Here is a 23460-nt window from a genome sequence, read left to right as displayed (position 1 = left end):
TATTATTTGATAAATTAGTTTTGTTTTTTAATATTTTCATTCTCCAATTTCTTTCTGGTAAATACGATATGTGCGGGTATATCGCCGGTTATCACGTCCCATTTCTTCTTACCATCAGGGCTAAAGCAATAGAGGGTGCCCGGGCTTGTATAGTCCTTGGCATCTGTAACGAATATTTCCTTTGTCTCAGGGTTGATAGCCAATCCATACGGCACTTTTATCCTTTTTTCCGTTCCGTCCGTGATAAAGTTGCGCGAAACGACGTTTCGAGTCTTTGTATTTACAATAGCATACGAGACAGTATTGCTCTGTGTAATATGGCTCCATTCCACACTGTACATATAGATAGAATCTCCGCTTGCCGTCATGTTGCTGCATGGCAGGTTCAGTGTCTTGATTACCATGTCGTTCCTGCCAATGATATAGGTATTGGAACCGATGTATTTATAGTCTCCACGCGAGCTGACGTATATGTTGTCGTCACTGTCCAGCTCCATTCGGTGGAGATTGATTCCTACAATGATTTTTTTCGTTTCCGTAAATGTATTCAGGTCAACGACAGAAACTGTATTGTCATAGTTTGGCACACGGTATCCGCCTGAGTTGGCCACATATAACTTATTATCCCTTATTACCATTTCCTCGGGCTGATATCCTACGATACACCGCCCTACCTCTTTCATTGTTGCCGTGTCCACTTTCACAACACAGCCTATCGGCGCATCAGGTGTGATTTTAACTTCAGCATCATAGGAACTGATATATGCGTATCCTTTATCAAATACAATATACCGGCAGTTCTTTACCACGATTTCATTTTCGTGCCTTCCGGTTATTTTGTTCATAACTTCCACATATCCTGAAACATTGACAACAGCATATAACTTATTACCGTAAATCTGGATATCGTTGCCTACATCTCCCAGTTCTTTTACCACTGTGGGGTTTATTGTAGGATAAATGTTTTTGAAATATGTGCCGGATCCATAGTCGAAATAATCAATGGATGACTTATTGCTCCCCATATTTGCTTCATTCAATAAATAAAAGCCCTCGACGGGTCCTTTTTCACCGGGTGTAACTTCCGTTTCGGTAGGGGGATTGATGTCATCATCATCGCTCCGGCACGAAGAGATACCAGCCAGTATAGATAACGCCAGTATCGGAGTCAGGAAAAATAATCTGATGTTTCTCATTTTTGCATTGTTTATAATTGGGTTTCTATAGGATTACATTTAGTATGAATTTGAAATTTGTTCCCGGCATGGGATAGCGTAACACAACTTCGTATTGCTGATTGAAAAGATTGTTAACCTCAGCGGTTAACCGGAAATCCGTTCCTTTCCAGTTGAGTGATTTACTCAATGAAAGATCGTGCGTATACCATTCCTTTATGCGGTTCTCCACGATATTGGCGCTTCCGTCGTAACGTTTGCCTGTATATATAAAGCTGTAATTGAAATTCCAAGTCTTATATGTTGTGCCGATGATGGCTGAACCGCTGTGCCACGGGATATATGCTATTTGTCCTTTGTAGGTAGCAGGTTCTTCGGGATCGGAATAATCCTGAGCTTGCTGATATGTATAATTTAACCGTATATCGACAGATAGATTTCTACCATGTTGTATATTTCCGAATAAAGCGGCATCGAGTCCGTTGATCTTTACTAACCCGATGTTTTTCATCGTCCACCTGAAATTGACTCCACCGGGAATCGCAACCAGCTTATCGGTTATTCTGTTATGATAGGCGTCGACCTGCCCTCCTATATTTAAAGAGCGGGTAACGGGATGTGAATAGGTTATCCCGATATTGTATTGTTTTGTATATTCGGGTTTAAGAAAAGAAGATAAGCTGCCCATGTACGCGAGATGCATTTCGCTGAAGGTAGGCATACGGAAAATGTCTTTATAAAAGGCTCTCAGATGAAAATCATGGGCATCGAACGGTTGCCACGAAGCAATGATAGCCGGGGTATATTTATCCCAATCGCGCTGTATCTCTTTTTTCTCTTCTTTGGTATTGTCATGGATGTAAGAAGCCAATAAGCTGGCCTGCAATTTGAAACGGTCGAAATAGAGAGACGTCGCAGCAGCTACCCATCCGGAATAACGTTGTGGATAAATAAATTCCCGCATATTGGAGTTCATCTTATTCCACATAAAATCGGCAGAAACATTGGCGCTCCAAAAAGGTAATATATTGAACAAATTGGCAGACGAGAGATAGGCTTCATGGAGCATATATTTATTATCCAGTTCGGGGCCGGGATAAGGGCCGGCTATGTAGTGTATATAGTCATATGCATATTTGGTTGATAGCAATGTGCTGTATGTCGCCGATACGTTCTTTTTGAGGGAGGACTGAAAGAAGAAATTCTTATCCCACTGCCTGTCTTCATGGGCGTATACGTCGGGCTTTTTTATATCGGCTCCCGGATAGCCGCGTTCGGATGTATAGAAATAAGAACGGGTTTTCCATTCTCCGTCTTTGATCTTCCCAAACAGGGCATGTTCGATACGAAAAACATTTATATCGCCGTTTTTCCTTACCTCGGTCGTATCATAACCGCCCCGGTCATCCATATTATTTACTACCGCACGCTTGAATTTATATCTGCCCGAAGAATGGATATATTCGGCATTGAGGGAACCGGATACATTTTCGGATAGTTTCTGATGCCACAGGACAGAGGGATTAACAAGGTCGAAAGCTCCGGTCTTGAATGCCGCTTTGAGGCCGTATCTCCGACCCTGCCTGAATTCCGGAGATTTTGTCGTCATATAGATGGAACTTGCGGACGCATAATCTTTAGCCGGCTGGAATATGGCGCTCTTCTGTCCGTTATAGAGGGATATCGCCTCCATATTGTCCAGTGAAAACCTGCCTAAATCAACAACGCCATTCTGTGGGTTTCCGATTTCTATACCGTCATAGAATACTCCTACATGCTGGCTGCCCATACTACGGATATTTACAGTCTTGAGGCCTCCCACACCGCCGTAGTCTTTGAGTTGTACGCCCGAGAAGTATCGCATGGCATCGGCTACGGAATGGGCACTCAGATTTTCAAGCAACGTCCCTGACAAGGTTTGCACGGGGACAATTTCCGTTTGAATAACCCGTGCGGACACAACAACTTCGTTCAACAACTGTATACTATCCAGCTTGTTCTGGGCAAAAGAAATCAAGCATACGTTTGATAGGATAATAATTAAAATCCTTTTCTTCGACTTGGAAAATGACATTTCAAGCTAATAAGAATATTATCAAATAGCTTACTGAAAATAAGTCGTATGAAGATTGAGTGAATAGGAAATCAGTATAGTAAGTCAGACAACGCCAGCGTAAAAGATTGATTCCTTTTCAGTGTTCTTCAGCTTTATTTCCCGAAAGCTTTAAACTAATCAACCTTGGCAGGTCTTCTGACTTACTCCATCTTTGAACGCCCTTCCCAACATTCAGTGAACAGTGAACAGTGAACAGTTAACAATAAGATTGATAACGGTTGACTGAAGACTGATTACTGTCAATCAGTGGTATTTGGTATTGTTCGAAGACTTTTTTCAGAAACATTGTTAACTGTTTACTGAATAGAGCTTACAGCAGCGGGTCTGTTCAGGACTTACACCTGATTCCCTTTTCATCATTTTTCCGAGGATACGGAAACATGACACCAAAATCTGAGTGCAAAGATATTAATATTATTTAAATAAAGAACCTTGATGAAGAGCAGTTTCAATAATTAACATTAGACCCTGATTTATTTATTGAATATGAGATAATCAGAGGTTTGTTAATTTTTTATTCCTGATCTGAATTCAACTTAGACCTCGAGGAAACCGCATCAATATATTCTTTAGGCGTTAAATTGAACTGACGATAAAAACATTTTGAGAAATACGATGGAGAACTAAATCCGACAGTATAACATACTTCCGATACACTGTCTTCTTTCTGATCAAATAACTGTGCTGCCTTTTTTATCCTTTTGATACGAATAAAATCGTTTGGCGAAACATCAAATAATCCTTTTGTTTTTCTGTACAAACTTGATTTACTCATATTTAATGCCGCAGCAAAATCATCTTGGCTAAACTCAGGATTTCCCAGATTTTCTTCAATCACTTTGTTGACTGTCTTCATAAAGGCTTCATCCGTTTTAGAAAATGCAGTTTCACTTATTGATGTATATGCCGAACGCTTAAAGGCCTCGATCATCTTATTTCTGTTTGCCAGTAAATTTGAGACTGTCGCCATCAGGAATTCATTCGAAAACGGTTTTTCAATATAGGCATCCGCGCCGGAATCTAAACCCTCGATTTTAGATGATAAAGAATTTTTAGCAGAGAGAAAAACTATTGGAATATGGCTAAAAAAGAGGTTCATTCTAATGTCTTTACACAATTCATATCCATCTATATTAGGCATCATTATATCGGTTATAATGAGATTAACAATCTCTTTTTCGAGCACTTCCAGAGCCTTGATGCCATCAGTAGCGGTAAGTATATTATAATAGGGAGATAGCAACTTGGAAATGTATGCCAATAAATCCAGATCGTCTTCTACAATCAAAATATTAATTTGCTTACGTTCATCTTCTGCCGAATACTGATAATTGGGGATTGATAAATTTTCCCTGACAGTGCCATCATTTTTATTCACCCATTCCTGCAATAATGGAATTGTGAGACGAAAACTGTTTGCATCGTCTACAGTGTCCATCGCAAGAAAGCCCTGATGTAATTCGGCCAGTGAGCGGGATAATGTCAGCCCAAGTCCTGTTCCGGCTTTCAATGCCGAAGCCGTACTTTTGTATTGAACAAAAGGTTTAAATATCTCTTCCCTTTGGTTAGCCGGAATAATTTCCCCGTCATTTTTTACTACCAGATCAAAACAACCTTCTTCTTTTATACTTTCTCTGTGAAGCTCAACAGTGATGTAAGTATCGGTATTTTTAATTGCATTAGTTAATAAATTACTTATAATTTTGGTTACCGATTCCTTATCTACATAGGCATAAAACGGTTCGGATGGTAATTCAATATTTAATAGTATGTTTTTTAATTTTATAACCTGATTAAATCGAACCAGCACATCATTTATAAGCTTAATTATATCATAGCGGGCAAAGGTTAAATGGAAGCGTTGTTTCTCTATTTTCCTAAAATCGAGAAGCTGATTTGTCAAGTCCTGTAACCGATTCGCATTTTTATCAATTACTTCCAGATCGTCTCTCATATCATCAGATACATCCTTATTTTTTATGATATTTTCCAGAGGTGACTTGATTAGCGTCAACGGAGTACGTATCTCATGCGCGATGTCTGTGAAAAAGTCTATTTTAGCAGTATACACTTCTCTTTCTTTCTCTTGTTCGTAAAGCCTCAGGCGTTGCCTTGCTTTGAGCATATTTTGCTTTGACAGATATTTATAGGTTCCATATACCACAAGCACAACGAAAGCCAAATAGAAACAGTATGCAAGGTTAGATTCCCACCAAGGCGGTAAAATCTCTATCGGCAGATATATCAGGTCAGCATCAGAGACTTCCGGCAGCTTCAATCTAAAGTTATATTTTCCGGGTCTGACATTGGGATAATTTATTGTATAACTTTCGTTTGTAGATAACCATTCCTCATCGTATCCTTCCAGTTTATATAAATACTGATTATGCTTAGTCCTCTGATAATTCAGATCAGCGAATTTTAATGTGAAATAGTTTTGATGATAATCTAATCTGATCTCATCGGTAAACATTATACTTTCTTTCAGCGGAGAGTCAGCGCCTTCTATTTTAACCTTTCTGTTGAATAACAAGAAGTCAGTCAACACAACATTCGGCTTTATATTATCCTGATAAGTATCGTTAGGATTGAAGGAAATGAATCCGTTTAAAGAGCCAAAATAGAACATTCCATTATCGGCTCTAAGTGCAGATTTATAGTTAAACTGTTTCGATAATAAACCATCGTCATAAGAATAAGTAAAAAACTCTCCCGATTCGGGGTTAAAGTGGATCAGGCCCTCATTGGTAGAAATCCAAAATAAGCCTTTATCATCTTCGAGAATTTCATAAGCAACATCGTTTGGTAACTTGTTGTATGTGGAGAATCTGTTGAATGTGCCATTTTTCTCGTTAAAGCGGGCAAAGCCTCCTCCTTGTGTCGTCACCCAAAGCTGATCTTTGCTATCGATGAAAATACTTAGTACATTATTGTGCGGAAGGCTGGTCGTGTCCCCTATCTGGTAGGAAAAGTTCGTCCATTTCTGATTTACCCTGTTGTAACAAAACAGTCCGTTGATTGCAGTTGCACAATAAAGGTTGCCATTTTTACCTTCTGCAATATCCCTTATCAGATTCAGCCCTAAATCTTCTATTGTTGTAAATTTCTTCAGCTTTTCATCAAAGATTTGGAGTCCCGCTCCCGTTCCAATCCAAAATATGCCTTCCTTATCTTTAAATAACTCATATACGGTATTATCTTTCAAATCGTGGGTACTTCTTCCTTTTTTGTAATGAGTCACAGCATTCGTACTCAAATCTACCTCATATAGTCCTTCCGAAAAAGTTCCTACCCACAGATAGTTATCTCTGTCATGATACAGGGCATGAATATTGTAATGAAGTTTATCTTTCAGGAAAGGTGTGAACTTCATTGTCGTATTTGGCGAAAAAAGATTCAATCCTCCATCTTCGGTTCCTATCCAGATATTGCCGTCAGGAGCTTCACGAAATTCACGTACTCTTTCCCCGGACAGGCCTCCTTTGCCCGGAATCCGGTAATATTTATCGAACAGTGACGATTGGGTAGAGTAAAAATTAACACCACCAAAGTACGTCCCAATCCACATATTACCATCTTTATCTTTGTACAGGCTATGTATAGCATTATCTGATAGCGAATACGGATCTCCTAACTCATGCTTGAAATGTATGCATTTCGATGTTTCTGTATTGTAGATTAAAATTCCGGACTCGGCTCCGATCCAAAGTTCATTCTCAGAAAACTGAGTGACTTTCCGCATGAAAACTTTGTTGCCATTGATATTAGGGTCCAGTAGTTTCTTCACCTTCTGGCTGATAATATTGATTTCGAAAAGACCATACCGCCCTGATATGATATACAGGTGATTGTTAGTCCCTATCATCGTATCATAGATAGCTCCTGCTGATATCAGATGATCTATATCATCATGGGTGAAGCGGGATATTGTGATCAGGTTATCCTTAGAAAAGAAAAGTCCCGCATCATTTATAGAAAACCACAAAAAACCTCTCGAGTCGAGTTCCAGAGACCTTATATCGCTCTTTTCGTTCAATTCTCCTAACAAGTGCCTTTTTAAAATATTCTGTTTTTCATCATAACTGAACAGGCCTTGCCCTTGCGTTGCAATCCATAAGATTCCATTATTATCGTATTGGATATCGTTGATAGGACAATTGATATTGATATCGGAATTTCCCACAATGAAGTGGGTAAATGTCTCTTTTTGCATATCATAGATATAGATACCGTTGGAGGTGCCTATCCATAATTTATATTCATTGCGGGCCTCACATAGTACTGTTATAAAATTGTCTTTGATACTGTCCTCATCTCCTATTCTTTGTCTGAATATAGAGAACGAATGCCCATCATATTTATTCAATCCGTCTTTTGTGCCAAACCACATGAACCCTAACTTGTCCTGCAAAATACAGGTAACAGTATTCTGCGACAATCCCATGGAATTGTCAATCCTTTTGAAATAGTATTTCTTATTCTCTCTTCCCCTGAGCGTCTCAGGAACAATGAGAAATAAACAAAAAAAAGATAAAAGCAATATTCTATACGAATGTTTCATATTTCCAATTTATCCATATAGTTTGACATCAAAGACTTAGTCACCGTTTAAGTTTACAGGAACATATTCTTATAACTCCAGTTTCTTATACCTCATCAATGCTTCCACATAATAATAGTCCGCATAAGTAAGGGGTACATCTATCTCCTGATCTCTGGGAATAGCGCCGACACTATGTTTTAGTATAAAATTGCCATTAGTCCCTGGTTCTGCCAGATATTCATCGGAAGTGAGCGTGATCAGTTGTTTTCCGGCTGTATTTAAGTATAACTCAGAAAGTTTGTTATCCTTTGTTTGCTGACTTAACTCTATAAATGCAGATGCCATTACAGCAGCAGCCGATGCATCTCTTTTTTCATCGGGTATATTGGGGGCATTAAAGTCCCAGTAAGGAATACCGTCTTTAGGCATATTAGGGTGATGTATGATGAAATCTGCGATTCTTTCCGCTTGATTTAAATATTTATCATCCCCGGTTTCTCTATACATCATACTATATCCGTACAGAGCCCATGCCTGCCCTCTGGCCCATGACGATGTATCCGAGTATCCCTGCCATGTTTGTTTGAGACGGCTGTCACCTGTTATTGTATCATAATCTACAACATGGAAACAACTGTAATCTTCTCTGAAATGCTCTTTCATTGTTTTATCTGCATGGCTTTTAGCTATATCTGCATATATCGAATCCCCTGTATATCTAGATGCCCACATAAGCATTTCTAGGTTCATCATATTATCTATGATAACAGGGTATTGCCAAACATCTGTATTCCAATCCCATGATCTGATTACTCCGATATGATCTTTATATCTGGTAGATAATGATTGGGAGGCTTGTACTATTACATCATTGTAGCTATCTGTACCCAATATGCGCAGACCATTTCCAAAACTGCAATAAATCATAAATCCTATGTCATGATTATCCGTTGTATATTTTTGATCTTCGACCCTATTGGTATAATCAATGGCATATTTCTTTAATTCATCTGTCGGATTGTTTTCGTAAAGATACCAAAGTACCCCCGGAAAAAAGCCGCTACACCACCATTTGGAATCGGATGTAACCAATTGTCCGTTTTCAAATGTTTTAGGCAGAAGTTTGTTGCCTTCCAGCGATTTTGCCATTTCTAAAGAGGCAATAGTGGCTCTGTCCAGTCCTTTTTCTATTGTCTTTTGCATTTCAGTCTTTGAATCGGCACATGAAAGTAATACAACTAAGAGGCTGCATAAAATGCTTATTGAACTAATTATTTTTTTCATTTTTATTCAGTGATTTTAGGTTACAAAATTTCTTTTAGTATATAAGTGGTTTTATCTTTTTTATTCCGGCCTGTCAAAAACAATTTGATCCTTGTGACTCCTTTCTTCCAACTGGCTTTTAACCACGGATCTTTTATTACATAATATGCTTTTTGAGGTTTCAGTTTCTTTTTATCATATGTCAGTCTATATCTTTTACCATCATCAGAGGTTAATGTTATATCTCCGTTGGTATTAATGTATACATCTCCATATACCATTAAAGATATAAAAGTAGAATCGCCTGTGACTTTCAACAGATTGAAATCTTCTGTAACCAGAAATTCTCCCGAAGATTTAAGAGTGATAGTCCTGTTCCAAAAATCCACATTGGCTTCTTTGGAATATGCTTTGGCAATATCGACAAAAAAAGACTGCTCTTTATCACTTATTCTCGTTTTAACATTCCGCGCGCTGAATTCCCTTCCCGCTTCTTGCATGATCCCGTTGATTGTAGGCAAGTTGTGATATGCCGACTGCATAGTCCACAGATCATATCTGTTGTTTCCGAAGGTATACTTTGTATATTGCTCTACCCCCAGATCGATAAGCAGCGGTTGTCCGTAAGAGTATAAGCTAAAGGTTCCTACATCGTTATGATTATGGCTTTCATCATTATGTCCGCCTTTGGCTGCAAAATAAAACCCATCGGTACTTTCGTCGAACTGTCTTGCTGTAAATATTTGTAAATTACTTTGCCATGTATTTTTCACCAGAGGAGGAGCCGGATTTCCAGCCATTATTTCATCTATCAAATTTAATAAAAACAATTGCCTTCCCAATCCGTAAAGGAAAGGGCGATCATTATACAGTACAAAATCATTGTTCGGAAATATTCCACTATCATAATTCTCTCTATGAGCTACATATCCGGCCAGATTGACAAGTCTATCATCATGTATATATTCCCCAAACCGATAAACAATGCTAACATTGGGAACAATAGTGGGACGAGCATCTGCAAAGTTTACGAAATAAAGACCGGCAATATACATTTTCCAATAATAAGCGCCCATTTGCCTGATTTTTTCATCAGAAGAGAAATCAATTCTGCCATCAGAAGCCATCCGGAGCAAGTCCATCGATTCGAACAGGGAAGCTGCAGCTCTGTTCCAATATGAGGGTCCTTCATCGCATCCTCCATCGTCAGGATATTCTTCATAAAAGCCATCCATTGTTTTCAGGATTTGTTGTATCGCATCCAGTTGCTTATTCCTGTCTGTTTCTATCAGCATTACAGAGATTAACCAATTTGATGTAATCCAGGTTCCCCAGTTCATTTTATTACTTTTCCACCAGAAGTCCTGACGAAGGCAGTCGTCCAGCATCCGGGTTTGTATCTCCAATTCAAGCCTTTTGCTCACAACCGGGGATTTTTCGTCCAATTGGTCTTTCATCAGATAGTGGACCCACGATAGCATCTGCGCGGTTTCGGAAAAGAACAAATCGATAAACATTGCCTCTTCTTTGTCAGGTAACATTCCCGTTTTATAATGAGCCGGAGCACCCCACCATGTTTCTTCACAAATTTTCCATACGCCGTTGATTATTTCATCAACAAATCTTCCTTTATTTTCGAGTAGTTCTGCAATCACGGCAAATTCGAGTCTGGAACGCTGGTCAAATAATTTAAACTCATACTTCATCCTGTTCCCCGAAATATAGAATTCCATAAACTCTGTGGCTGCTATGCTTTCCCAGGGTTTATTCAGGTTCTTTTCAGCCTCTCTGATATAGGCATTCTTAACGCCTTCAGGGACTTGCTGCCATAGTGCATCCCCGGCTTTAGGAATTGGCCTGAAGCCGGAGGGTTGTACTATTTCCTTATCGAGAATTTCTCTTGTCAGTATCGAAGAAAAGAACCCGTCTTGCGCATTGGTAACAAGTGGCAGGATACAAAAAAGCAGTATCAATATCTTTATTCTATATTTTATCATCTATTCTGAGTATGATCCAATTTAACAGAAAATGTATAAGTCGAGATTTCCGGTAATACACATTCAAACCCAATTATCATTGTGCCGGGATTCGCTTCATCAAACTCATTCACTGGGTCGGTAGACCACGTTTTTAATGTTACCGGAGTATTGCTATCCACTGTGAAATACATTATTTTTTCATTCTTTGTCAATCTTATTGTGTTTGAATTCTCAATCGTACAATCTGCTGTAGTTAACATATTCCACCGTATAGTCGTATTTTTATTTTTTGTGGTTATTATATCATCCACACTCAGATAGTCTTCATCAATCAATGTAATTGTCCTTTTGGCACTGTTCAGATCATCCTTAAAGACAGGTGTGAGGTCTACATCAACACCCAGACGTTTATCGGTATCATAAACTTTTGTAATTGTAGACATCCCGTCTACCAGATGCCTTTTATCATTAACGATTAATGTATTATGTGATTTGTTGCCCAAGCGGAATATATCCCACCTTTGGGAGTCCTGCCCCATATTCCAAAGATCAACATCTTTTGCTTCCAGAGGAGCATAAGATTGCATGCCCAGGTCGGCCGCCCATCTTATACCAAAAGCATCGTAGACAAAAGACCCCGCATCCATATGACCGTGAGATTCCGACGCTTTACCCGCCTTCACTCCGACATACTGGTCGTTTGATCCGCCCCATGATGTACGTACCATGGCTACCGGAGTAGCGCCGGAGCCTACCCAAATTTTATTCCCGGGTGGTAATATATGTTCGAAGCTCTCCATATTTGCATAGATTAATGTCATCGGTAATAATCTGTCTTCGGCAAAAGACTTGAGATAAGCACCTTTGGCCAACATTTGCTTTTCTTTGTAAAGCAAAGATGTGTTATTACTTTTGCGGGCAAACCAAAACATCGAAGGTCTGGGTGTTTCATTGTTGTATGAATCTGCATAGTTGAAGCAAAGCCCGTCTGTACCGGACATATACAACATATATTCTGCCGTTTTCATAAAGCCTTCTGTTTTATGAAAGTTTTTATCCGAACCGAGTGCTGTTTCGAAGGAAGATAATAACAATGTCTGAAAATCAGTCCCATAACTCCAATACATATAACCTTCTGTATAATTTCCGTCGGGGCCGTAAGCCTCCAATGGCAATTTTATGCTTTCCAAACAACGTTCTATTATCTCTACCGATTCGGCTTTAACACCTTCATAAATAGCCAATGCAGCCAGAGACAAGCCTGCATTGCAAACCTGATTCCAGTTAGCTTTGTTCGTTAAAAACCAGTTATAGCTTCCAACTTTCGAGGGTTCAAAGCCTTTCGACACCAATGCTTTTCTGGCATTGCTTCTGGTTTTTGGATCGAGTTTATCATACAACCAGTCGTAACCGATAGCTACTCCAAGTGCCATTTCTCCGACATCGAGAAAGTGGGAAGGATTCCAATCTGTGAATTCGCAAACAGCATTTATTTCTCGTTCGGCACGAACCAGATAAGCGTTTTCTCCGGTCATCCGGTAGGCATAGGATAAATAAAAGATTCGCTTAAGTGCTGTCCTTGAGACTCCGAGTAATCTTTTCCCCTCCATAACACGTGTAACAGGAGTAGTATTTAACATACTCTTGCTCTGGCTGATAACATATTCATGCAGAGCTAACAAATCCCTGTTTTTCTGTATGTTCTCTTTCAGGAGTTTCTCATCATCAGATGAAAACAACAGCCTGGGATGCTCTGCAATACCGGCATAGTTAAAAGAACCCTGTGGATGGGGCTTGCCATCATCATCGTTACTGTATTCTACTACCGGAGGTATTTCTCCCCCGATTTCTTTGTCGCTATCCCCTTTGCAACCTAAGGTTGAACAGGATATAAGGATACTAAATAAAAGAAAATTGACCATCATATATTTTTTCATAATATTTATTCTTTGTCGTTATTTATAAAAAGGAGTTTTGGTTTCCCTTCTATCTGATAATCGCTCAAATGATAATACCTGTCTTTAGAAGGTGTTGCCATAAATGCCCCGAGACCGGTCAAATCACTGATAAATGGTGAAAAGGCAGACTGAGGTTCGGATTTAAGAAGTAAGACACAATAATTATCTTTAATAACATACCCAAGTGTAAATGGAAATTTTTTTTCAGAATCTGTTATATTACTTCTTAGCAATCCGGCTTTTCCCTCATTGTAGCTGATCTCCAGTTCTATTGCATGATCGTGCGAAAGGTCGAGCCTTAACGAATTCCTGTAAGGCGATGGTAGTAAGCTGCCGAGCACATACCATTTATTATTGTCTGTCTTTTGCCCTGTGCTCACAAGTACATCACTATATTTTCCTCTTATTTTTTGTGATAATGATCCATCGAAGGGATTTAAGAAATGAGCGTTTCTTATCGTATTATTTATAAATGTCAGGTTATTATTTATATCATTGCTTATAGTGAGAGGGTCTATATCAAAAATCCTGTATCCCTTTTTACGGATATGAAATATAGAATTGGATATTTTAGCCTGAAATTGTTTTGCAGACGTACCGTTTCTACTAATAAAAGCATCTCCGAAGTTGTCCAGATACGAATAATATATATTCTTATCTATAACAAGAACAGGACTTTTGTCGCCTGCGATAACGATACATTTATCTACAGTATCGAAGTAAATTTCGTGCAAGATGTAAAAATCATCTGTTTCTATACGAATTCCTTCTGTATTCAGGAAATTCTTCTCTCCCAGATTAGTACCTCCGGTGGTCACTTGCGATAATATGTGGATATTATTCAATATATGTCCTCCCGACTTTGTCACTATCCCATATTTAGTTCCATAAATGAATGTATTGGATATTTTTATATCGTGGCATTCCTTATCAATAAAAATGCCACAGACTTCTTCATTTGAAGAAATCCCTTGTATTGTAATATTATCTATTTTTGTATCGGAACTCCCCGTTCCTTTAAAGTCGTCTGTGACTTTCACGCTGATATGTGTGTGACGGCCTTTGAATAAGCTGATGGATTTTAGCGACACCAATTGCTTCAGACCATTTACGATAATGCCATTGTCTGCATTGGAACAGTCGAACAGGCCTCCTTCAATGTAAGAAAAGCGTCTGTAACTTCTATCCGGAGTAGACATTTCCGAAAAACCTATTTTTAATAGAGCCTCCAAATGTTTATCACTCCTGATGGTCGCATTTTTATCGAATATAATATTGACATTCTTAGTGTAATCGAATGGTAATACCATTGGCTCTGAAAGATTGTACACTCCGGCCGGAAAAAATAATGTTTTTCCATAAGAGCTTCTGACCAGTTCATTCAACTCTGTATTTATTGGCGTTCCATCATTCTTTATCCCATTCTCCACAACAGATATAACATTCCTGTTATTTATATCGATGTGCTGATTTATTTCTTTTGCTTTTACGAATACTGTGATTAATGACAGGGCTATAAAAGCAGTAATGGTTATCTTCGACATAGTGTATTTTAATAGGGTTTCAAATATTTCAAAAACAGTATCAACAGGGAAAGATACTGATGATGCATCTTTCCCCATTTATTATTCAGGTTCAATAAGACCAACCCGGAGTTTGTTTAATATTGGGGTTCATCTGGGTTTCAGCCGTCGGGGCAGGCCATGTCATAAAATGATCGCCCCTCCATCTGTATTCAGCCTCGACGCTTCCCCACCAGGACTTTCTTCCTGCGGTATTTGATCCTCCGTCATATTTGGATTCTTTCAATGTTTTCCATCTTAATTCATCAAAATAGTTGACACCTTCGAGTGCCAGTTCCGCTCTACGCTCATATTGTATCCTTTTCTTCATATCGTCCTTCCCTGTTACTGCGTTAGGGCCGGAACCACCTTCTGTAAGAGCCGGCATACTCACTCCGTTTCTGGTTCTGATAGTATTGAATGTTGTTATAGATTTCCCCAGTTCATTGTTTTCGTTATAGGCTTCTGCCAACAGTAGTGTTACATCAGTAAAGCGTATTAAGGGCAGATCGACAGTACAACGGTCGCGGTTTATATATCTGCCTTTTCTCGTCTCATTATATTTCCTGTACATGTAAAAGGCAGTTTTTCTCTTATCACTCCACATATCCCAATATGGAGCAACATTATTAAGTAATGGCCACCTGAGAGTCAATTCCTGTTCATTACCTCCATTCCAGTAAGGGCTATAACATATTGCGGTGGAGTACGGAGTAAATACACTTTTTTGCAATCTGGGGTCCCTGTTTTCGAAAGCAGCTTTAATGCGGGCTTCATTGCCTGTCTCCCTATAGTAAGTTGTCATCACCGAACTACCCAGTCTCTTCACAGCTTCATTATATGCTGTCTTAATATTATTATCCGATGATGTAGCACTTAGCCCATCTCTAAGGAAAAACACTTCCCGCTGGGCAACAGTCAGATTATCCCATCCGGGCAATCTGTCGTTCCAGATAAATGCAGATCCGTCAGCATTTAAAAACATATTTACATAATCGACACTCGGCATGGCTTCCGTCCATCCGTCATAATGAGAGCGGCCTCCAATATACTTTTGAATATCTGATGAGAATCCACTGGTTTCATCGTATTGAAGCGGAAATATCATTTCTTTATCTTTCTCGTTCTCAACCTTGAAGAATTGAGACCACTCCCCTGTCCATAAGCCATATCCGCAATCTTTTACTTTGCTGAGATCAGATGCAGCTTTCGGAAAATCTTTTTTCCACATATACACCATTCCCCGCAGAGCGTATGCAGCGCCTTTCGATGCACGGCCATATACGGACTTATCTAATGTATTGTTTGGAAAATGCTCATTGTTAATACAATCTGTCAGATCGTTTATGCATAGTTGGTAAACATCATCTACTGATGATTGGCCTTTTGTCAATGATTCTGAAGGTGTTGGCTCTGTGTAAACAGGTACACCTTTAAATAAAGCGTTTAAACGATAATAGAAATAAGCTCTCAGAAACTTAGCCTCGCACATCAATCTCTCATACTTTTGTGCCGGAAGATTTGCTTTATGCAGGTTGGCTATCGCATCATTTGCCCGGTGTATTCCTTCGTAATGCTGTTTCCATGTATCCGAAAACAAACCATGGCTGGGGGTTATGTTACCGTTCAGATAGACCATAACTTCATTATCCGCCGGTCCATGACTTCCATATGAATTGACAAAGCCAAGCCCATCAAATATTTTATAACTATCTGATATAGTGCGGGCTTTAAGAGCCTGATATATTCCGGCAACACCCTGATCTGCTTTAGATTCTGAATTCCACATATTCCCCGATGCTATGGAATCGTAAGGAGATGTGTCAAGAAAATCATTAGAGCAAGAGGAAAAAATAATTATACTGATCAGTAAGATATATATTTTTTTCATGATATTTTATTTTAAAAAGTGATATTGACTCCAAATGCAAATTGTTTGGTAAGAGGATAAGCTACATTGGCTCCAATTTCCGGATCCATACCAGGATAATCTGTTATTGTCAGCAGATTCTCTCCGGATACATAAAACCTGACTTTACTCATCAGTATTTTAGCGGATATATTTTGTGGTAATGTGTATCCTATCTGAACATTCCTTAATTTTAAGAATGATGCATCATATTCCCAGAATTCGTTCGAAGCATTGTTAACCCCCGAAGTTCCATACATCAGGCGTGGATTCGACCTGTACTGATCATTCCTCGGTGCATCTGGATTGTTCGGGTCCCAGTAATAGGCATTTTCCGCATATTTTTTAGGAACACCGGCCCCCAGATTCAGATTTGGGCTATTATAACTTCCCTGATTCCAATATCTGACAAATCCTGCACTTCCCGACCATACCATCGACATGTCGAATCCTTTATAAGCGGCCGATATATTAAACCCAAAGTTATACTTTGGCAATGCCGACTTCCCGGTAAAGTCCATATCGTTCGAATCACCGTAAGTTCCATCTTCATTTTTGTCTGCATAAATAAGGTCTCCGTACCAAAGTCCTGACGGGGAAATATCGTTTGATGGTGAGAATTTATATCCGGCAGCTTGCATTGCCTGCACCCATTTAAGGTCATTTTCGGTACGTATCATACCATCTTTTGGCCCTGCATTGATATCCGGTGTGCCTGTACCTGTATATGAGCCGTTTCCACGATAAAGAGTGCGAAGATAGGATTCTCCCAGCATATGCCCTTCCCCTATCAGTCCTCCAAACCCGCTACGGGTGGTTTCTCCGATGTTGTTGACATAGACAGGATTTCCGTTATCGTCACTGAACCAACCCTTTATCACTTCTCCCCGGTATTTATCCACCATGTTTTTATTGTAAGAGAAGTTACCGCTTACTTTATATGAAAAATCGCTTATTTTGTCTTGCCATGTCAACGTTAACTCTACTCCCTTATTGGTCAGCTCTGCAATATTCTGTGTTGCAGCGGCCACTGTTCCTGCTGTTAAATAATTGTTGGGAGTAAAGATCATACTTTTTGTTTTTTTATTGTAGTAATCAATTTCTCCTGATAACCTGCTATTTAGAGTGGCAAAATCTAAGCCTATGCCTGTAGAAGCAACTTCTTCCCATTGCAATCTTGGATTTTCCTGTTTATTGATGGCTAAGCCCTTAATCGCCTGTCCATCTATGACCAGATTTACAGAGCCGTAGCCTGCCTGCCAATCGTAATTACCTAACTGGTTGTTACCACTTTTCCCCCATGATCCTCTCAGTTTCAGATTTTGAAAAACTCCTTTGAAATTTTGCAGGAAAGATTCCTCCATAACTCTCCACCCCGCAGAAAATGAAGGGAAATATCCTCCTCTTTTATCCGGGCCAAAGCGGGAAGATTCATCATATCTCAGATTACCCTCAAACAGGTATTTAGACTTATATGCATAGTTAACCCTTCCAAAGACCGAACGTAGCGACCAATCTGTTTCACTTCCCGATATACCATCGAGATTTGTAGCTGAGTTCAGTACATGCAGATCCCAGTCTGTCATGCCTTTCTTGGTTGCAGAGAAGCTGTTCTCGTTGTAATAAGTCTGATTATATCCTGCCAGGGCGCCTATGCTATGATCCTCTTTGATAGTGGTGGAATATCTCAACAATACATCTCCGGTATATCTTGCCCTTTTAAATGATTGGTTATTTATGTTTTCATTTTCTAAAGAAGATTCGTTGAGGCGTATATCCTGTACATAATTCCACATACCTTTCTGAATTCCCCATGTAGCATAATCGCCCCAATCAGGAGCATAATTATATGCTGCTTCAAACTCCAGTCCCGGAGCTAATGTGAGTGTGGTATAGAGTGTTGCATTAAGCCTGAACATTTTATCCTGCCCTGCACGCTCCATTTTCTCGAAAACGTTGTTTGCGTTGGAAGACTCTTCTCCTGTGAGTGCGGGTGCACCCCATTTATTATCGGTTCCCGGATATATTCCCGGAACAGATAAGGATAAATACTCAAATCCACGGCTGATATTCGCCAGTCCTTTCTGTTGTTTCAATCCGAAAAGCCGGGTTCCGAGTTTCCACCAATCATATACCTGAGTTTCCAGATTCACCCTAAACTGAAATCTTTCCAGTCCGGAATTTTTCATAATCCCTTCATTATTCAGATATCCTGCAGAGATCAGATACTTAACCCTATCTGTGCCTCCCTGTACCGATAAGTTATATTCCTGAGCCAATCCCGTATTAAATATCTCATCGAACCAATCTGTATTGGGGTAAGCTATATAATTGGGAACACCATATTCATTCAGCTCATTCGGATTCTGTTGTGCATTTCTCCATAAGTCGATACTACTTTGAGAATAAGGGCCTGTGGTTCCAATATTCCTTGCAGCCTCATTGATATAATCCATGTGATCTGCATAATCTGTAACAAAAGATAATTTATTGATAGGCTTCTGAAATGAAAGAAAGCTATCGAATGAAACCCGTGGTTTACCCGAACCTTTTTTTGTGGTTACAAGAACAACCCCGTTTGCACCCCTCGATCCGTAAATCGCTGTAGCTGAAGCATCTTTTAGTATCGATATTGATTCAATATCATTTGTATTTACATTATTCATATCGGACTCAAAGCCGTCGACCAAAATCAGCGGGTTACTGTTGTTCACTGTAGTTGTTCCTCTGATCCTCAATGTAGCTCCATCATCACCGGGCTTGCTGGAAGTCTGTAAAACATTCAGTCCGGCAACTAATCCCGATAGTGCAGAGGAAGCATTCATTATAGGCCTTCCTTCGGCTTGTTCCGAAAAATTTACTGTGGCTACGGATGCTGTCATATTGATCTTCTTCTGAACTCCATAGCCAACAACGACAACTTCTTCGAGATTTTTAACGTCATCCTGCAATACAATCCTCAGATCATTTGTAGCTCCGATAGTTATTGTCTGGCTTATAAAGCCGATATAGCTAATGGTTAGCTTTTGCCCGGGCCTGGCATTGATCTGAAAATTGCCGTCTATATCCGTAACGGTGCCCACAGACTGTCCCTCGACAACAACAATAGCTCCAATAAGAGGTTCATCAGTAGTACTTACTACAACTCCTTTTATTAAATCATTCGTTGCTTCTCTGATAGCAATCGAACCACTACCTTGGGCTATAATGCAATTTAGAGGTATTAAGAGCAAAGCAATCAATAAAAATGTAATTTGTCTCTGTAGAGACTTTCTCCTTTTTTGCATGAGATTTTAGATTTAAAGTTAATAAACGAATATTAGTGTACTGCAAATGTAGCCAGGGCGCAGTTTCCTATATGAAACAAATTATTCAAAGGCTGAAACGATTCATTCAGAACCCATGTTTAATGAATCCTTATTGTCTGATTTTTAAAGGTAGATTTTATATAATTGAAGAAAGGTAGAAAAACGGACAAAGTTTAAACAGACCTCAACTTTTAGCATATTCTTTTGGGGTCAGTCCGGTATATTTTTTGAATAGGCGGCTAAAGAATGACTGATTGGGTATGTTCAGATAATCACCAATTTCGGAAAAAGACATATCCGTGGTCTTAATCAGATACTTTGCCTTAAGTATTACATATTCATTAATCCATATCAGTGCAGGACGGCCTGTCGTTTTCTTTATTGTAGTAGATAGATGCTTGGGAGACAGACACATCTTGTCGGCATAGAACATCAGAGTACGTTCATTCTTATAGTTGGAGCTAACCAAATCAAAAAAACGTTCTGTAATAGATATTTTACGAGACTTACTTTCAAAATTGGAAGTGTTATTCGTTGACGAATACATCTCCCTGATCTTCACTAAGAAGGTAAAGACCAGATTGCTTATAATGGGTGTAGTATAGGTATTTACCGCTTTCTCATATTGTTTTTCGAGGAAATAATAGAATTCGAGAAGTTCATTCATATTCTCGTATGATACTTCAAAACATGAAACTGTCCGAAGCATTTCGGTCAGGTTGTATTCTTTTCCGTTAAAATGTTTTGCAACAAGGTCGATCGGGAAAAATACCCCTTTGGCTTTGAATTGATATATCCCTTCTGATTTCCGGATTAAATAGCTAGGTGGAACAATCAATATCGTATTGGGAACTACTAAATATTGTTTTTCATTGATAAAGAATGTTTCATTTCCTTCGAGACAGAGAAAAATAAAACAATCTTCGAATAGATAACTGGTTGCTGCCGTATTTGTCGATTCTTCTATATGAATCAGGAATAAATCTTTGAACTTTTCCGGTTTTACAGCCTGTGTCGCCTTGTTTACATTCAGTTTAATCAGTTCGTCATTCATTATTCACCTACATTATTTTCTAACAAAGATATCATATAAAATAAGAGTTTTGGAACAATCATAAATCTATTTGGGACAAAAATATGCAGTAAATTTTCTCACCTTTGCATGCGTCAGAAAAATAAGTTACTCCATCTATATAAATTTTCTTTATTTATGTCTAAAATTCTGTTTACTGGTCTTTTATTATTTATGGTTATTACGCCGTTTTACGCACAAATATCTATCGGCACATCTTATCTGCATTCATCCGATTTTGAAAATGATAATGGGGAAAAACAGGGAAAAGTAAATACCTTATTATTGAAAGGCAATTTAAACCTTCCCTTTTATACAGAAATGTCTCAGGACAGGAAAAGTATCCGTATGTGGAGTGGCTTTGTAAGTGGAAAGTACATGAAAATGAATGAAACAACATCTCCTGAAGTTTATCCTTTCAAAAAAATACTCAACATCTATGCCGGAATTTCACACTATCGTACCCTGACCGACAGATGGAGCCTTTCGGTGATCGGCGGTATGGGGGTTTGTACCGATAATACCCGGTTTTCCCGTATTGGATGGCATAATGCAATGATATATAGTATGGGAACGGCAATTTATAAGGTGAATAACAATCTCGATATTGGTGGCGGCCTTATCTTTACAAATGCATTTAATACACCTATCGTTTTTCCGTCGGTATATGTAAAATGGAGGGGTGAAGGCAGATATAGCTTCGAATTATCGACACGTACCTATGATATTGTAAGTTCTTTGGGTATGCAGGTTGCCCCGTATCTTCGGGTATCACTCGTAGCTGAATATAACCGTATCAGCACTCCTCTGGAAGACGAGAATGATAAAGATTATTACTACAGTTTCAATTATCTGACAACAGGTATCCGCCCGGAGATAATAGTAAGTAAGAAGGTAACTATACCTATAGAAGTAGGAGCGGCATTTGCCGGTTCGGGTTCGTACAAGAAAAGAAAACTATCTAATTTATTAAAGAATGAAGATTCGTATAGCTTCAGTGCTTCTCCGTATGTATCCGTGTCGCTTCGCGTAGGTATATAGAAATAATCCCTGCTTATTTATCTGAAAGAAAAGGTCAGGCTATAAATCAATAGCCTGACTTTATATAGTAAACGAAGTAATCCGTAATATTAGCCTTTTCCTATTTTCACCCAAGTTGCCTTTTTCCACAACCATTCCAATGGGCCCTGGCGATGTGTACGAAGCCACCAGCGACAGAAGAAGAACTGAATAAGAAACATTCCGATACCCATTAAGAAACAGGCTGTGATGCCAGTATACTGGTAAAGCCCGAGTCCCCAGTTATAGAACAGGAATCCCCCGATCAAAGACTGCGACAGATAGTTTGTCAGACTCATGCGTCCGTAAGGAGCTAATTGATGAAGGACACCTTTAAACCTTGTCAGGTAATATACAAGGATTACCCCGGCAAACAGTATTCCTGTAAATGCGATATTGGAAAGTGATTTGAGTATAAGGATAGAAGGAACAAGTAGTGCTTCCCTGTCTATAAAGTCGGGAAGTACAGCTATCAAGCCATATATAGGGAAAAAGGCCAGAGTGACTGCGATGAATACTTTAATCCATAACTTCATATTTTTTTCTGAATAGATGAACACATTGCTACGCCCTATTAATATACCTATCATAAATAATGCCGCGGTTTGCGTAACCCTTCCATGTAACAGCATCCAGCCCATATTAGCAATATTGCCTGTCCAGATTGCAGTTTTACACATTTCGAGGAAAGAACCTTCTTTCTGCACTGTATTCACGATTTCCCAGTACGGGCCATCAAACTCTGCATTAATAATGTATTCGGGGTTGATGAGAGCATAAACTATTTGTCCCCATTCAAGAGGTTGTAATAACAGGACAATAGCTATAATCGCAATGGTGCGGGTAGAAAGACGACAGACCGCTATCATTACATAACCAAGTAATGCATAAAGCACTAATATCTCACCGGGAAATAAGGTAGAATTGATGCAGGCTATGAAAAAAAGTAATACCAGCCGCCATGCAAACCGTCCGCGAAAATCTTTTCCTTTTTCTTTTTGCGAATTGTCCTGAATGAAAAAACTGAATCCGAAAAGCAACGCGAAAATGCAGTAGGCTTTACCGGAAAAGGTAAAAAATATACTGTCCCAGATTACTTTGTCCGTAAATATCAGAAAGTTGCAGGTTTCTTCCGGAAAGCTATTGAGACTGAACCGTTCGATGAAATGGATAAGGGTAATTCCCATTACTGCAAAACCTCGTAATACATCTGCTATTTCTATGCGATTATTACTGGTTAGTGTAGTAGAAGAGTGCATGCTTTTTAGGATTTAAATTGTTAACGTATTTTTTTATCTGATGTGCAAACTTAACACAAACCTTTTATGTCATTTAAAAATTGCTATTCAATAAACAATAAAATATGACCAATAAGGGCTTTTTCTTATTCATCGCACCTTCGTATATTTCAGACAAACAACTATTAACCAGACCATTACATCAGAACTACAATAATAATGGTCAGAAGACTCAGTTTCTGACCATTATTATTTATAGAGATTAATTTATAACCAAA

12 protein-coding genes and 1 riboswitch are annotated in these 23460 nt (G+C 39.0%); of the genes, 1 reads left to right on the top strand and 11 read right to left on the bottom strand.

The window, feature by feature from the left end; all coding sequences use genetic code 11:
• Window positions 1-14 precede the first annotated feature (14 nt).
• From QZL88_RS20545 to QZL88_RS20500, 10 genes are all read right to left on the bottom strand, one after another.
• Window positions 15-1196, bottom strand: coding sequence for a DUF5074 domain-containing protein (locus QZL88_RS20545; protein WP_296944734.1), 1182 nt, complete (start codon window positions 1194-1196; stop codon window positions 15-17).
• 25 nt (window positions 1197-1221) lie between these two features.
• Complete coding sequence (locus QZL88_RS20540) at window positions 1222-3249, bottom strand: TonB-dependent receptor plug domain-containing protein (protein ID WP_296944733.1); 2028 nt, start codon at window positions 3247-3249, stop codon at window positions 1222-1224.
• A 149-nt stretch (window positions 3250-3398) separates the two neighbouring features.
• Window positions 3399-3697, bottom strand: a riboswitch (cobalamin riboswitch).
• 108 nt (window positions 3698-3805) lie between these two features.
• Complete coding sequence (locus QZL88_RS20535; RefSeq protein ID WP_296944732.1) at window positions 3806-7852, bottom strand: hybrid sensor histidine kinase/response regulator transcription factor; 4047 nt, start codon at window positions 7850-7852, stop codon at window positions 3806-3808.
• 69 nt (window positions 7853-7921) lie between these two features.
• Window positions 7922-9118, bottom strand: a complete 1197-nt coding sequence (locus QZL88_RS20530) for a glycoside hydrolase family 88 protein (protein ID WP_296944731.1) — start codon at window positions 9116-9118, stop codon at window positions 7922-7924.
• 20 nt (window positions 9119-9138) lie between these two features.
• Entirely contained in the window at window positions 9139-11094 is a 1956-nt protein-coding gene (locus QZL88_RS20525; protein ID WP_296944728.1) for a heparinase II/III family protein, read from the bottom strand.
• Window positions 11091-13013, bottom strand: a complete 1923-nt coding sequence (locus QZL88_RS20520; protein WP_296944726.1) for a heparinase II/III family protein — start codon at window positions 13011-13013, stop codon at window positions 11091-11093. The genes QZL88_RS20525 and QZL88_RS20520 overlap by 4 nt, the downstream gene beginning before the upstream one ends.
• A gap of 5 nt (window positions 13014-13018) precedes the next feature.
• Window positions 13019-14656 carry a right-handed parallel beta-helix repeat-containing protein gene (locus QZL88_RS20515; RefSeq protein WP_296944723.1) on the bottom strand — a complete coding sequence of 546 codons (1638 nt, stop codon included), beginning with the start codon at window positions 14654-14656 and terminating at the stop codon, window positions 13019-13021.
• 13 nt (window positions 14657-14669) lie between these two features.
• Window positions 14670-16487 carry a RagB/SusD family nutrient uptake outer membrane protein gene (locus QZL88_RS20510; RefSeq protein WP_296944721.1) on the bottom strand — a complete coding sequence of 606 codons (1818 nt, stop codon included), beginning with the start codon at window positions 16485-16487 and terminating at the stop codon, window positions 14670-14672.
• A gap of 11 nt (window positions 16488-16498) precedes the next feature.
• On the bottom strand, window positions 16499-19792 hold the full coding sequence (locus QZL88_RS20505; protein ID WP_296944718.1) for a TonB-dependent receptor: 3294 nt from the start codon (window positions 19790-19792) through the stop codon (window positions 16499-16501).
• 205 nt (window positions 19793-19997) lie between these two features.
• Window positions 19998-20867, bottom strand: a complete 870-nt coding sequence (locus QZL88_RS20500; RefSeq protein WP_296944714.1) for an AraC family transcriptional regulator — start codon at window positions 20865-20867, stop codon at window positions 19998-20000.
• A gap of 156 nt (window positions 20868-21023) precedes the next feature.
• Here QZL88_RS20500 and QZL88_RS20495 point away from each other — a divergent pair, with 156 nt between their 5' ends.
• Complete coding sequence (locus QZL88_RS20495; protein ID WP_296944712.1) at window positions 21024-21926, top strand: DUF6268 family outer membrane beta-barrel protein; 903 nt, start codon at window positions 21024-21026, stop codon at window positions 21924-21926.
• Between the two features lie 89 nt (window positions 21927-22015).
• Here QZL88_RS20495 and QZL88_RS20490 read toward each other — a convergent pair whose 3' ends face one another.
• Window positions 22016-23203: a DUF418 domain-containing protein gene (locus tag QZL88_RS20490; RefSeq protein ID WP_296944709.1), complete on the bottom strand. Its 1188-nt coding sequence runs from the start codon at window positions 23201-23203 to the stop codon at window positions 22016-22018.
• Window positions 23204-23460: the final 257 nt, after the last annotated feature.

Origin of the sequence: uncultured Dysgonomonas sp. (genome assembly GCF_900079725.1) — a bacterium.
Classification (GTDB): Bacteria; Bacteroidota; Bacteroidia; order Bacteroidales; family Dysgonomonadaceae; genus Dysgonomonas.
This window is presented reverse-complemented; position numbering and strand designations above follow the sequence as displayed.

What these genes read in the sequence shown, in the direction of transcription:
- QZL88_RS20545 (WP_296944734.1), bottom strand. Translation starts at nt 1,196, where the DNA reads ATGAGAAACATCAGATTATTTTTCCTGACTCCGATACTGGCGTTATCT.
- QZL88_RS20540 (WP_296944733.1), bottom strand. Translation starts at nt 3,249, where the DNA reads ATGTCATTTTCCAAGTCGAAGAAAAGGATTTTAATTATTATCCTATCA.
- QZL88_RS20535 (WP_296944732.1), bottom strand. Translation starts at nt 7,852, where the DNA reads ATGAAACATTCGTATAGAATATTGCTTTTATCTTTTTTTTGTTTATTT.
- QZL88_RS20530 (WP_296944731.1), bottom strand. Translation starts at nt 9,118, where the DNA reads ATGAAAAAAATAATTAGTTCAATAAGCATTTTATGCAGCCTCTTAGTT.
- QZL88_RS20525 (WP_296944728.1), bottom strand. Translation starts at nt 11,094, where the DNA reads ATGATAAAATATAGAATAAAGATATTGATACTGCTTTTTTGTATCCTG.
- QZL88_RS20520 (WP_296944726.1), bottom strand. Translation starts at nt 13,013, where the DNA reads ATGAAAAAATATATGATGGTCAATTTTCTTTTATTTAGTATCCTTATA.
- QZL88_RS20515 (WP_296944723.1), bottom strand. Translation starts at nt 14,656, where the DNA reads ATGGGGAAAGATGCATCATCAGTATCTTTCCCTGTTGATACTGTTTTT.
- QZL88_RS20510 (WP_296944721.1), bottom strand. Translation starts at nt 16,487, where the DNA reads ATGAAAAAAATATATATCTTACTGATCAGTATAATTATTTTTTCCTCT.
- QZL88_RS20505 (WP_296944718.1), bottom strand. Translation starts at nt 19,792, where the DNA reads ATGCAAAAAAGGAGAAAGTCTCTACAGAGACAAATTACATTTTTATTG.
- QZL88_RS20500 (WP_296944714.1), bottom strand. Translation starts at nt 20,867, where the DNA reads ATGAATGACGAACTGATTAAACTGAATGTAAACAAGGCGACACAGGCT.
- QZL88_RS20495 (WP_296944712.1), top strand. Translation starts at nt 21,024, where the DNA reads ATGTCTAAAATTCTGTTTACTGGTCTTTTATTATTTATGGTTATTACG.
- QZL88_RS20490 (WP_296944709.1), bottom strand. Translation starts at nt 23,203, where the DNA reads ATGCACTCTTCTACTACACTAACCAGTAATAATCGCATAGAAATAGCA.